At 40.9% G+C, this 12,334-nt stretch carries 13 protein-coding genes; 4 read left to right on the top strand and 9 right to left on the bottom strand.

Annotated elements, in window-relative coordinates:
* The first annotated feature begins 1 nt into the window (after nucleotide 1).
* The 3 genes from VB732_RS25415 to VB732_RS25425 are packed head-to-tail and all read left to right on the top strand — an operon-like array spanning nucleotide 2 to nucleotide 1,501.
* Nucleotides 2-280 carry a monovalent cation/H(+) antiporter subunit G gene (locus VB732_RS25415; protein ID WP_323233665.1) on the top strand — a complete coding sequence of 93 codons (279 nt, stop codon included), beginning with the start codon at nucleotides 2-4 and terminating at the stop codon, nucleotides 278-280.
* The gene (locus tag VB732_RS25420) at nucleotides 273-842 is read left to right on the top strand and encodes a DUF4040 domain-containing protein (protein ID WP_323233666.1); all 570 of its coding nucleotides are present in this window, start codon (nucleotides 273-275) and stop codon (nucleotides 840-842) included. The genes VB732_RS25415 and VB732_RS25420 overlap by 8 nt, the downstream gene beginning before the upstream one ends.
* Nucleotides 839-1,501 carry a Na(+)/H(+) antiporter subunit B gene (locus VB732_RS25425; RefSeq protein WP_323233667.1) on the top strand — a complete coding sequence of 221 codons (663 nt, stop codon included), beginning with the start codon at nucleotides 839-841 and terminating at the stop codon, nucleotides 1,499-1,501. The genes VB732_RS25420 and VB732_RS25425 overlap by 4 nt, the downstream gene beginning before the upstream one ends.
* Nucleotides 1,502-1,532: 31 nt before the next feature.
* Here the strand turns inward: VB732_RS25425 and VB732_RS25430 are convergent, their stop codons facing one another.
* From VB732_RS25430 to VB732_RS25470, 9 genes are all read right to left on the bottom strand, one after another.
* Nucleotides 1,533-2,888 carry a UDP-N-acetylmuramoyl-tripeptide--D-alanyl-D-alanine ligase gene (locus VB732_RS25430; protein ID WP_323233668.1) on the bottom strand — a complete coding sequence of 452 codons (1,356 nt, stop codon included), beginning with the start codon at nucleotides 2,886-2,888 and terminating at the stop codon, nucleotides 1,533-1,535.
* 219 nt (nucleotides 2,889-3,107) lie between these two features.
* The gene (locus VB732_RS25435) at nucleotides 3,108-3,554 is read right to left on the bottom strand and encodes a tellurite resistance TerB family protein (protein ID WP_323233669.1); all 447 of its coding nucleotides are present in this window, start codon (nucleotides 3,552-3,554) and stop codon (nucleotides 3,108-3,110) included.
* Nucleotides 3,555-3,732: 178 nt separating this feature from the next.
* Nucleotides 3,733-3,870 carry a hypothetical protein gene (locus VB732_RS25440; protein ID WP_323233670.1) on the bottom strand — a complete coding sequence of 46 codons (138 nt, stop codon included), beginning with the start codon at nucleotides 3,868-3,870 and terminating at the stop codon, nucleotides 3,733-3,735.
* Between the two features lie 469 nt (nucleotides 3,871-4,339).
* A complete protein-coding gene (locus VB732_RS25445; RefSeq protein WP_323233671.1) occupies nucleotides 4,340-5,260 on the bottom strand; it encodes a histone deacetylase in 921 nt (306 codons plus the stop codon).
* A 558-nt stretch (nucleotides 5,261-5,818) separates the two neighbouring features.
* Nucleotides 5,819-6,652: a metallophosphoesterase gene (locus VB732_RS25450; protein ID WP_323233672.1), complete on the bottom strand. Its 834-nt coding sequence runs from the start codon at nucleotides 6,650-6,652 to the stop codon at nucleotides 5,819-5,821.
* Nucleotides 6,653-6,864: 212 nt separating this feature from the next.
* On the bottom strand, nucleotides 6,865-7,695 hold the full coding sequence (locus VB732_RS25455) for a metallophosphoesterase (protein ID WP_323233673.1): 831 nt from the start codon (nucleotides 7,693-7,695) through the stop codon (nucleotides 6,865-6,867).
* Nucleotides 7,696-8,187: 492 nt separating this feature from the next.
* Nucleotides 8,188-8,574 (bottom strand): DUF2358 domain-containing protein, encoded by a 387-nt coding sequence (locus VB732_RS25460; protein WP_323233674.1) that lies wholly within the window; start codon nucleotides 8,572-8,574, stop codon nucleotides 8,188-8,190.
* 75 nt (nucleotides 8,575-8,649) lie between these two features.
* Entirely contained in the window at nucleotides 8,650-9,213 is a 564-nt protein-coding gene (locus VB732_RS25465) for a leucine zipper domain-containing protein (protein WP_323233675.1), read from the bottom strand.
* A gap of 172 nt (nucleotides 9,214-9,385) precedes the next feature.
* Nucleotides 9,386-10,060 carry a HupE/UreJ family protein gene (locus VB732_RS25470; protein WP_323233676.1) on the bottom strand — a complete coding sequence of 225 codons (675 nt, stop codon included), beginning with the start codon at nucleotides 10,058-10,060 and terminating at the stop codon, nucleotides 9,386-9,388.
* Nucleotides 10,061-10,434: 374 nt separating this feature from the next.
* On the opposite strand from VB732_RS25470, the gene VB732_RS25475 reads away from it, so the two are divergent.
* Nucleotides 10,435-12,240: an endonuclease gene (locus VB732_RS25475; protein ID WP_323233677.1), complete on the top strand. Its 1,806-nt coding sequence runs from the start codon at nucleotides 10,435-10,437 to the stop codon at nucleotides 12,238-12,240.
* Nucleotides 12,241-12,334: the final 94 nt, after the last annotated feature.

A 12,334-nucleotide genomic window follows, 5' to 3' on the forward strand; every position in this document is an offset into this window, starting at 1 on the left:
TATGATTGACGTGCTTAGTTATACTTGTATAGGGTTAGGAATATTCTTTTGGTTTTGGGGAACCTTCCCTTTGCTTGGCGATCGCTCAGTGTTATTCAAGCTGCATAGTCTTTCGGTTGCGGATACCCTCGGATCTATGAGTATCGTTATTGGGCTACTCTTGAAGATACCCAGCGAATGGCCACTACTTCTCCTCGCCATCATCTCTTTAGCGATCTGGAATACAGTGCTGGGGTATGTGTTGGCTTACTGTTCTAGTAGCGAGGGTAGCCATGAATGATAACTATATCTATATCATCATTGCCCTGCTGCCCTTGGCTGCTTGTATGCTGGTATTTCAAGTCAATCCATACCATGCGCTAGTAATTCGCGGCATATTAGGAGCAGTGGCAGCATTGGTATATACGGTTTTAGGCGCGGCGGATGTTGCTTTAACTGAAGCCTTGGTGGGTACGATGCTGGCAATTACGCTCTATGCGATCGCTGTGCGCTCATCCCTGGTGATGCGTCTTGGCGTACTCGAAGACGAGGCGATCAAGGCAGATAGCAATCACCCTTTTGTGAAACTGATGGATGAGTTACGCACAATTTTTGGCAAACGCTATATGCGTCTTGAACTAGTTACCTACATGAATACGCAGTCCTTACACCAAGCGCTGATGGAAAAAGAAGTCCATGCAATCTGTGCCCCAACGGAACCAAGCGATCAAGACGAAAAGCAACCCTATCACACCAAAACCAGAATTCAACGCATCTATGACATTATGCAAACCGAACTTTCGTCACCAGAAACAATCCTGGACTATGTAAATACGCCAAATTCAGGGGAGAAGCATAGATGAAATGGATTTACATTGCGGCGGGCATAGCCGTGTACATCAAATTCCTCATCATGCCCAATTTAGCACCAGAAATACCAGATTTCTCTATCGTTGATTCGATTGTCAAAGATGGTGGCGTACCCAATGCGGTTACAGTGATCATTCTCAGGAATCGTTTATATGACACTATCTTCGAGGTAGTTGTATTTACGATCGCAATTATGGGGGCTAGTTTTCTACTGGCAAATGAAAGACCATCTTGCACAATCTATCGTTTCACCGATCAACCATCTATTGTTCTAGCACGGCTAGGAGCGACCATTGCTGCGTTGGTGAGTATCGAACTCGCTATTAGGGGACATCTCAGCCCCGGTGGTGGTTTTGCCGCAGGCGTAGCGGGTGGAACAGCCATCGGACTGATTGCGATTACCTCATCACCAGAATGGATGCAAGGGATCTACCAGCGATGGCACGCTGCTACATGGGAGAAAGTTTCGGTTTTAGTTTTCATCGTACTGGCGGTTATAACTCTGATTGGAATAGAATTACCGCATGGAGAAATAGGCGCACTTTTCAGTGGGGGTGTTATCCCCTTGCTGAATATCCTGGTTGCAATCAAAGTCGCATTAGGTTCGTGGGCGGTGATTTTAGTTTTTACTCGTTATCGAGGATTGCTGTGAGAAATGAGCTTTTGGGTTTTCAATGGTAGATTCATTTAGAAAATTCTGCCCGTAACTGATTGACAACCCGATCTAGCCCCACAGAATGGGCGGCTTTGAACAATAAACGATCGCCTGTTTGCACAAATGTCTTCAACCTAGCCACCAAATCGGCATGAGTTGCAAAGCACTCCGATGGGATACCTTCGGCACTTTGAGCGATCGCTTCGGCATCTTCTCCATCTACTAAAACCAACAAACCGTCTAAATTCAATTTTCGTACTGTTTCTCCCACTCGCTGGTGCAACTGCTGCGATCGCTCTCCCAATTCTTTCATTGCACCCAATACGGCAATTTTCCGCTTTCCGGGCGTGTCTGCCAATAATTGCAACGCTGCAATCATAGCTTCTGGTGCAGCATTATAAGTTTCATCTAAAATTACCACATCATTAGCCAAGTTAAATCGCTGCGATCGTCCTGTGGGCATATCCACCTCCACACCTGCTTTAAGGGTTGCCCAATCGATTCCCAACACCTTTGCTACCGCTAAAGCTGCTAAGAAATTAGTCGCATTGTGACGGCCGGGTAGCGGTAGAGGTAGTTGGATTCCGGCAACTTCTACAGTCTCGTTATCAATTAACTTTCCTTGAATATCCCCACCAGAACAGCCGTAAGTTAAAACTTCTCCGTGCCAAACTTTCGCCGCCGTGGCCATTAATAAAGGATTATCGTGATTGAGAATTGCCACACTATCAGCAGGCATTTCAACTAACAACTCACATTTTGCCTCAGCGATCGCTTCTTCGGAACCCAGTAACTCAATATGTGCTGTCCCCACATTGGTAATTACTCCAATTGTTGGCCGCGCTATTTGGGTTAGTTCGGCAATTTGTCCCCTACCGCGCATCGCCATTTCAATCACAGCGTAGTCATTTTCTGCACCAAGTTCTAGGAGAGTTTTCGGAACACCAATTTCGTTGTTGTAATTTCCATAAGTTTTGTGAACTCGTCCCTTTGTTCCTAAAACTGCGGCGATCAATTCTTTGGTTGTAGTTTTACCCACCGAACCCGTTACGCCAATTACAGGAATATTAAAGCGATCGCGCCACCATCTGCCAATTTGCTGATATGCCTTCAGGGTATCTTTTACTTGTAATACAGGAAGCCCCGGATTTTCGTATTCAAAATCCACAATTGCTGCTATTGCACCCTTTGCGATCGCAATTGGCACAAATTCATGTCCATCAAATTTATCGCCTCGCAAAGCTAAAAATATTTCACCCGGCTTTAGGGTACGGCTATCTGTTTGTATACCAGTACTTACTTGTATTAAGGCAGTTTCAGATAAGTTTGTAGGACTGGCCAAAAGAACTTCAACCAGTTGGGTTAGGGTGGCAGAACAACGCATAAGTAATTTACGATTTAAGGTTCAAAATTATAAAATCGAATTATGACACAATCCTACATTCAACAACAAGATTTGCGACTTCTCGAAAAAGTTCTAAATTTTAGCTTCATCACAATAACATCAAAAATATTGCCAAAGAAGCATAATTTCTTTGGCATACCTTTAAAAGCTATTTATATAGTTTAATTAAGAGTTTAATTAAGCAGATATTTTATTGTCCTATCCTCGGTTTTTAATTAACATTACTTCCACAATTTGTACTGCAATCTCGCTAGAAACGCCTAAAGCTTGATATAGATCGTTTAAGAAACTTTTTTCTTCTTCAGCTGCAACACCTCCAGCTAAGATTAAATCGGTTGCTACTGCAAAGGCTGATTCCCGCAAGTCTTGAGATAGAGAATATTTTGCGGCATCAAATAAAGCATTAAAACCATCTCCCTGGAGAATGCCCAAGATTTGGTCAAATAGTCTATTCAACATCTCATGAGGATAACCTTTAAAAAGTTTCATCTGAGACAACGCAAAAGTGATATAATTCCCTTGCTCAACGGAAAGATAACCGTCTGACGCTGTTGCTAGCAAAACAATGACAGCAAAAGCTTCGGCTGAATTGAGTACTGTTTGGGTTTGGTTTTCTGTACCCAACACAGCGTCGAATAGACCCATTTATAGTAACTCCTTGGTTATAGTCTCAATAGCGCTACAGCTTACCCGTGTTTTTGGTATATTTACAGGTAAGACTGCGACGCGATGAGACTTTATGCTTTAGTATTCCCAAGATTAATCCACGGCGAACACTTGCACCCAATGGTTTTTGGCAATAACTACATTGCCATTTGTAAACTTAGCGTTCTCCTGCCTTTTCTATTGTTTCAATTACGGCCAAACCTATACCAGAAGCTGCTATTAACAGTACTGCTGAGATCAAATAGGCGTTGGTCAGCATCCGTAGGGCTTCATCGAAAAAAATGTAGGTGGTCATTCCTTCACCTTTTGAAATTTGTGTTGCTAGTGCTTTTTATTTCTCCACACCCAGATAGGTGAATTTCGTTGAGAAACTGCTAGCAATTGCATCTTAACAAAACTTTAGCTCTTTAAGAACACGATTCAAACTTTTTCTTTCTGAAGATTTGATGAATTTTAAAAAGCCTTTGTAAAAGAAATTACTTAGGTTGAGTTGAGAGCAAAAGTTATGTCACCCTAAATTTACGTAAAGGGGGTTGTTAAATTAGTTAACTAGCTCACAAATAATTATGACAATCAAGATGCACAAATTGCCGATTTTTGCAGATTATATTGTGAAATCCCAAGGAAATATATGAGAGGATTCCCGGTTTCTGGGAGAAGCCGGGAATCTGAACCACAAATCAATAGGATTATTACGATCTCAGTGCATATACGAGAGTCACTCAATAATAAATTCCGAAGTTTTACCTAAAAAAAAGAAAGTTCTAAAGTAAACAGCGTTCAATTGTCGCTACAACTGATTGAGAAAGAGAATCAAAGTCATAACCACCTTCTAAGCCAAACAAAATTTTACGAGTTATCCCTAGACAATAATCAGTAAATAAAGCGTAATCTTGTGGCTGCAAATTGATACTTGCTAGAGGATCTGCAAAATTGCCATCATAACCAGCACTTACAATTAGCAAATCCGCCTGAAAATTAGCTAAAAACGGTACTACCTGTTTTTCGAAAAGTGGTTGATATTCACCGATATCGCTACCAGGACGGACTGGTAAATTTAATACATTATTATGAAAGCCGCGTTCTGTTGATCTGCCAGTGCCGGGGTAGCATGGATATTGATGTAGGGAACAGTAAGCGATGCGTGCTTGGGTTTCGACGATCGCTTGAGTACCATTACCGTGATGCACATCCCAATCGAGGATGGCGACACGGTTAATTCCGGGTTGTTCGAGGGCAAATAAAGCAGCGATCGCAGCATTAGAAAATAGGCAAAAGCCCATCCCCGCATCGCTTTCTGCATGATGTCCTGGGGGACGCGCTAATACAAAAGCTGGATTAGCCGACTTTAATACAGCTTCGACACCATCCAACCATGCACTGACTGCTAGCAACGCCACATCATAACTGCGTGGGGAAACTGGCGTATCTCCATCCAAAGGGCCACCGCCACTAGAGGCGATTTGCCAAAGTTTTTTGATGTAGTCTGGGCTATGGGCTTTAACCAACATAGACATCAGTGCTGGGTGTTCTGATGTTGGTGTGGGCGATCGCCAGTCAATTTTATCTGCAAACGCAGTTGCTTTTAGAGCGGTGGCGATCGCGCTTAAACGTTCTGGTTTTTCAGGATGGTATTTTCCAGTCTTGTGATCTAAAAATTCGTCGGAATAAATGACTGGCAGCATAGAACGAAAAAGTTGGCAGCAAGACAATGAATGCTATTGTATCGTCACTAGCACAAACAGTTTTCCCTTGTACTAGAACACCAGGTTGAAAAAGTTTAAGTTTCGTAAAGATGTACTGAACTAAACAAACATGATGCTAGATTAAGAGCAAGGTACAAACAGGTTAAAAGTTACCAAAAACTTTCATATTAGAGCCTGTACCTTCTGCTCTAATAAGACTGCGATCGCTCTGAAGTTGTGGCATCCATTGAATGTGTTTTTGCTTTAAGTTCAATGAGTTGTTTTGGAGGTTTTGAAAACGCACAGTCAGAAAATGCCTGCCTAGTTGGAATATAAGGATGTGCAATTCTGAGTATAGCGATCGCCAATACTGTCCACCTTAGTTGAGTTACTTACTTCTGAATTCTCCAATCTTCAAGAAACCGCCCCAAGCTGCTGATATTCATCCATCGTAGCTTCCGGCGGTTTCTGCTTTGAGTGTCATTTGTCATTTGTCCTTTGTGATTTATCTTTCTTCTTAAAAGACGGTTATTTAGACCAATGACCAATGACCAATGACTAATGACCAACTAAAGTAATTACAGTCACTTCTGGCGGGCAAAATAAACGGCCTGGTTTATAAGTTCCTAAACCTCGATTGACATATAATTGATTTTCTTGCACCTTATGAAACCCTTGCGCCCACTCCCAATATCGCACGACTTTAGAACAGTCTCCTAGTAAAAATGTTACCCAACACCGTAATTTTTTGGGAATTTGTTTGAGTAGCTTTTTATAGTGAAAAACTACAGGGCCGATGCCAGGAATTACAATGTGGCCGCCGTGGGTATGACCAGATAATTGCAAATCTACACGCCATTGTTGCAGTATCTTGGCTGTATCTGGGTTATGGGATAAAACGATGCGGGGTGTGACAGAATCTAGTTGATTCATAACTGGTGCGGGGTAGAATTCCCGTGACCAATAATCAGCTAGCCCCACTAATGGTAATTCTTTTCCGAATGGATAGGCGATTTCATTCCAAAGTACATGCACTCCAATGCTAGTTAACGCCTGTGTAACTTCTGCTTTTGAATGGCTGTAATAGATATCGTGATTACCCAGTACAGCGTAGATACCACAGCGACTTTGCAGATGTTTAAGTCGATGTACCAATTGGTGAATTGGTGTCGGATCATCAGTTACATAGTCACCAGTTAATACAATTAAATCCGGTTCAGCTTCGTTAGTAAGTGCGATCGCTTTTTCTAACATATCTTCCGATAGCCGCAAACCATCGTAGTGAAAATCTGACAACTGCACTAGCGTTGTACCTTGTAAAGATGCTGGAAGTTCCGCAATCTTAACCGTGATTTTATCTACTCTTAAATGTCCCGTAAACAACCAATGCATAAGACAACCGATACTCCTCATACCAGCGCTTACAGCTTACCAAAAATAAAAATGTAAGTTGATAAACTGCAATAATTTCTGTCATAAGCTCAAAAAAAATTAATTAGCTTAAATCTTAAAGATAAACTAAGAAGACTTTGCTTTAATTTGCAGGCACTCCTTAGTCAGAATACCTGCTGTGATTCCGTTTTTTATTTTGAAATTCGAATCACTTACTCACTTTGTAGCGTGATTATAGTAACTTCTGGGCGGCAAAATAACCGTCCTGGGAGATAAGTTCCTAAACCACGATTGACATACATCTGATTTTTTCCGATCCGATGGAAACCCTGCGCCCATTCCCAATGCTTGACTACAGAAGCATTTACTTCCAAAAATGGCACTCGACGGCGCACTGCTAGGGGTATGTTTTTGGCAATCTTGTTATAAACCAAAGCCCCTGGGCCAAGTCCGGGAATCACGATTTGGCCACCATGAGTATGACCAGATAGTTGTAAATCTACTCGCCACGCTTGCAGGGTCTCCGCAGTATCTGGGTTGTGGGATAATACAATACAGGGTGTGTTGGGGTTTAGTTGATTCATGACTGATACAGGATTGAATTCCCGTGACCAACTATCCGCCAGTCCAACGAGTGGCAATTCTTTTCCTAGCGGATAGGCAATTTCGTTCCAAAGGACATGAATTCCGATACTAGTAAGGGCATTTGTAACTTCTGCTTTTGCGTGTTTGTAATGTATATCATGATTGCCAAGAATCGCATAGATACCACTGCGACTTTGCAAATGTTTGAGTCTAAGTATTAGTTGGTGAATGGGTGTCGGATCGTCAGTTACGTAGTCACCAGTTAATAAAATTAAATCTGGTTTAGCTTCGTTAGTAACTGCGATCGCTTTTTCTAGCATATCTTCCGACAGCCGCAAACCATCGTAGTGAAAATCTGACAACTGCACCAGCTTCTTACCTTGTAACGATGCAGACAACCCTGCAATGTTAACCGTCAATTCTTCTGTACTCAACGGCCCAGATAACAACCAATGCATAAAACGTTCAATAAATTTATATCATAGCGTCTACAGCTTAACCAAACATTGTTGCTTTGTGTGTAGCTACTTAAGCAACTTATTATAAATTTTATAAAAATTCTAGATTATAACGTATTTATACTTGTTTAAGTTAAATGCAGCTTTGCTATTAAGGGACTTCCAAGAAATAAATTATCCAATCTTGTGGGGTGGGCATCTTGCCCGCCTTTGACTATGGGCAGGCGAGACGCCCACCCCACAATAAATAGTTGTATATTTTTTTATTTGGAAGTCCCTAACTAACTGACATCAAAATGCATTAGCTACCCGCTAGGGCGTGTTTTCAAACTCGTTGTATCCTAAAAATAGGCGATCGCAAACAGGATGTTATACCATGTTCGGCAAATCACTTATAACCCTCTTCTGTCACTTTCCGGGAGGGCGATCGCTTCCTGTGCAAAAGCTCTGAAAGTCAGATCAACCACTATTTTGAAAATTTTTCTTAATTGATTAGATTTTTTTAGTAGATAAATGCTGTTTTACCACATCTAAACGTGAACAATTCCAATAATCGACATGGGAGATAATTAAACCATCGGAGTTAAGACATAATTCGCTCCAACCAGGAATAGAAATTCGTGGCTTCCAGGGAAGAGGAGTATTCCAACTGAGTGTCCACTCGGTTTTTATTGTGTCTCCTAGACGTTGAATATTATGTAAGTCCATCTTGGGATCTAAAAACCAAGTTTGGATAAAATTAATCATTCCTTTGTAACGTTTAACACCACGAAATTTATTCAATGGGTCTTGAAAATAAACGTCTGGAGCGTAGATAGTATAAGTTTGATTTGCGGGGAATCTTTGATAGTCTTCTTTGAGGATTTCAATAATATCCATAATAAATAGATATATTTGTAAATTACTTTAATATGTCAACTTGGGGCGGATATAAATTCCGATTAAAGGTAAAAATTAACCTTCGTTCCATAAACGTTCTAGCTGATACCGCCAAGTAGCTAGAACTTCTTCTCGCGCCTCTGAACTTTGATTTATTTCGCCCATAAATCCTTCTGCATAAAAGCGTTCTAAGCTTTGCATAGTAGCTTGCAGAGATTGCCCTTGTTGTTTTGCTGCCTGAATAATTTGTCGAATGCGACTTTCAATTAGTCGATTAAAAACATTATTTAATCTACCCTCATGGAGAGATATAAGTCGGTTGATTGCATTGGACAAATCTGCACTTACTAAAGTGCCACTATTATGTTGAAATACCCCCCAAATTACTCCTTCATACAAAGCGTAACGTACTTCTTGAGTGTCATCAAAGTTGGCTTCTAGGAACTGCCCTAAAAATGGTTGTCCTTCCTCTACGGACACAATAGGCAGTAAAACTCTTAGCCAAGTATTATCTTCGGAAAGCAGCACCAACAACCGAAAAGTAGAAGTGTCTACTTGCCACGATCCTGGCTCGATCGCATTAACAGCCGATGTGCCAAATAATTCGGCTAATGTATCCGCAATTTCTTCAAGTGTCATAAGCCTTTGTTTACAACATATAGCTTCTAGATTAGCGCAGAGATGCATCAGCTTATTTACTAAAACTTCCTATTGTAAAAAAAGTTTCAGTTTCCTGGAACGCGCAGTGGGGGCGTACAGCTAGGTGTACGCCCCCACAAATAATGTATTCCACTAAATTGAAATGTTTTATTTAGCTCATCGAATTGCTCAAAAACACGATACCGATCGCACATAAAGCGAAACCAGCAATGCTGATTTTCCAGGGTAAAGTTCGGTTTATTTCTCCCATACCCATTGCAGCACCAATTTCTCTGGCACTCATGGCAACTGCAAACAGAGTCAATGCCATACCTACTATATAGGCAATTAGTGATATCGTTCCTGCCCCAATAACAGATTCAGCAACAGTGTAACCCTGAAATAAACCAGCACTGATGCCCATCAAAGCAAGTACCACAAAGTTTGGTTGATTTGGCATCATCAGCATAGTACTAAAAACGACGGTAGAAATAGCGATCGCTATTTCAGCACCTGGAAAATTTAGCTGGAATAAATGAATTACAATGCCCAATATTGCTGCTAAGACAAAACATGCCGCGATCGCAACGCCACGAACAAACATAGATGAGAGTAAGCCAATAGCAATAATCCCAACTAAACAATCTAAGCCAATTACTGGATCTGCTAATCCCCAAAGAAAGCCTTCCCAACAGTTTGTGATGGTATGGTTAAGTGGTGTTCCACTTAATGAACTCAGTAAGCTAATTAGAATTAAGACTGCGATCGCTCCAATATGGCGATCCATTAACTTCGAGATGTAAAATTCCCGTGAAGCAGGGAATTCTGATAATTTACTTTTGAACATCGCTATCTGCCAAATTAGTTTTTTCGGTAATTTATACTACCCACCTACCCTAAAAAACTAACGTGGTAATTACACCGCCTTGTACTAGCTTTATGAATTTATGCAAAGCCACGGTTACTGAAAAGTATAACGGGCGGTGTATCCTCTTGTAGAGAAGTTTGTCGCAGACATCGCTACTAAAATTATTAACACTTGATATTCAAGATGGTATCTAATCGACTGTAAATGTAGTTGAAAAATCTAGCTATAATTTCCTTTTATCTTAGTATTTTCTCTCAGAAATAATGCTCTCCTTTACCTAACCTAAAACTTATCTTAACTGAATTCTATTAAAAAGAAGACTAATCTAGAAAATACCTTCATTGAAAGAGAGAATGAAATTCATCAAATTTCTACTACTTAGTGTTACTCTCATCTTCTTTGTATGGATTAGTCCACTACACGCTAGTCCAATCGCCCAATTGCCAACTTCTTCACCTTCAGTTGCACAACGGGAAACAACATCTTTAAAAAGTTCCCAAGATGTATTAACTATTGCAACTTTCAACGTCGAGAATTTAGATCCAAAAGATCGACGCTTTGATAATATTGCTAAAATTGTTCTCAATAATTTGAACGCACCAGATGTCATCAATTTAGTTGAAGTTCAAGATAACAACGGGCCAACCAATGATGACGTTGTGAATGCAAACGAGACTTACCAAAAACTGATTGCTGCGCTCGAAAATATTGGTAGTCCAGCATACGACTTTGTGGATATTGCACCCATCGACGATCAAGATGGTGGAGAACCTGGAGGTAATATCCGGGTTGGTTTCTTATTTCGACCTAGCCGGGTAACTCTAGTAAAACTACCTAGAAGAGGTGGTTCATTAGATGCTGTAGGTATTTCCCAAAGTGCAAATGGTCTTGATCTTTCACTCAACCCAGGCCGGATTGACCCTACCAATAGTGCTTTTGAGGAAAGTCGTAAGCCACTAGCGACAGAATTTATTTTTAACGGTCAAAAACTGTTTATTATTGCTAATCACTTTGTTTCTAAGCGGGGAGGTTCTCCTAGCGACGTTCAACGAGTCAAACAAGCCGAAATAGTTAATGAATTTGTCAGGCAAATACTAGAAATTGACCCGCAAGCTAAAGTAATTGTACTGGGTGACTTAAACGATTTACCAGATTCTCTAACTCTGAAAACTTTGAAGGGTAACATTCTTGAGAATCTGACGGCTAGTTTACCTGCTAGCGATCGCTTTACTTACAAATTTCGGGGAAATCCTCAACTCATTGACCATTTGTTGGTTAGTGAAAATCTTTCTCGTACTGCTCAACCGGAAATTGACATTGTGCATGTCAACGTTGGTTTTAGTAAGCCTGTCAGCGATCACGATCCTGTGATTGCAGCGTTTACGTTATCTGCTACCCAGTCTAATGAAACAATCCCTCCTGTTGTTCAACCCACTCCTACTCCCGTAAATGATTCGGCAATTATATTGCCTCAATTATCCAAAGTTGCTTTAGTTGAAGAACTTGCTAAGGAGTATAGACCCAGCAAAAATTTGAACTACGATCGCGCCAGAGACGAAATGTTTAGTATTATTGACAACCGAGCGGGTATTGTAACTGATATCTATGCTAGTTACCAAATTCGTCTAAATGGTAATGGCGATCCTAGTCAGGAAGCTGACAAGTTAGGGCTGAATACGGAACACGTTTGGCCACAAAGTAAAGGGGCTGACAATGGTAATGCCCGAAGTGACCTGCACCATCTATTTCCTGCACGAAAAGATATTAATAGTGAGCGAGGAAATAAACCCTTCGACGATATAGCTGATACAAGTACTAAAAAATGGTATCGGAATGATGCTGTCCAATCTACAATTCCTACCAGGGCAATTGACGAGTTTAGCGAATCAGCATCTGCTAAATTTGAGCCTAGAGAAAAAGTAAAAGGGGATGTAGCCAGGGCAGTGTTTTACTTTTACACCATCTATCGGAATCAGGCTGAGAAGGTAGACCGAAATTATTTTCAGAATCAGCGTCAGACTTTGTGTAAGTGGAATCAGCAAGACCTACCGGATATTACTGAAATAGAACGAAGTAATGCGATCGCTAAATTTCAAGGTAATGACAATCCATTCGTGTTAGATGTCACATTAGCAGGACGGGCATACTGTAATTCTTAATGCGTGTAGCAATTCTATTTGATTTGTGAGTATTGCAACCCCCCAATAAATCCCCGACTTCTTTGAGAAGTCGGGGATTTTGTTTCTGCGCGTT

Source organism: Nostoc sp. UHCC 0252, assembly GCF_034931145.1.
Taxonomy (GTDB): Bacteria; Cyanobacteriota; Cyanobacteriia; order Cyanobacteriales; family Nostocaceae; genus Nostoc.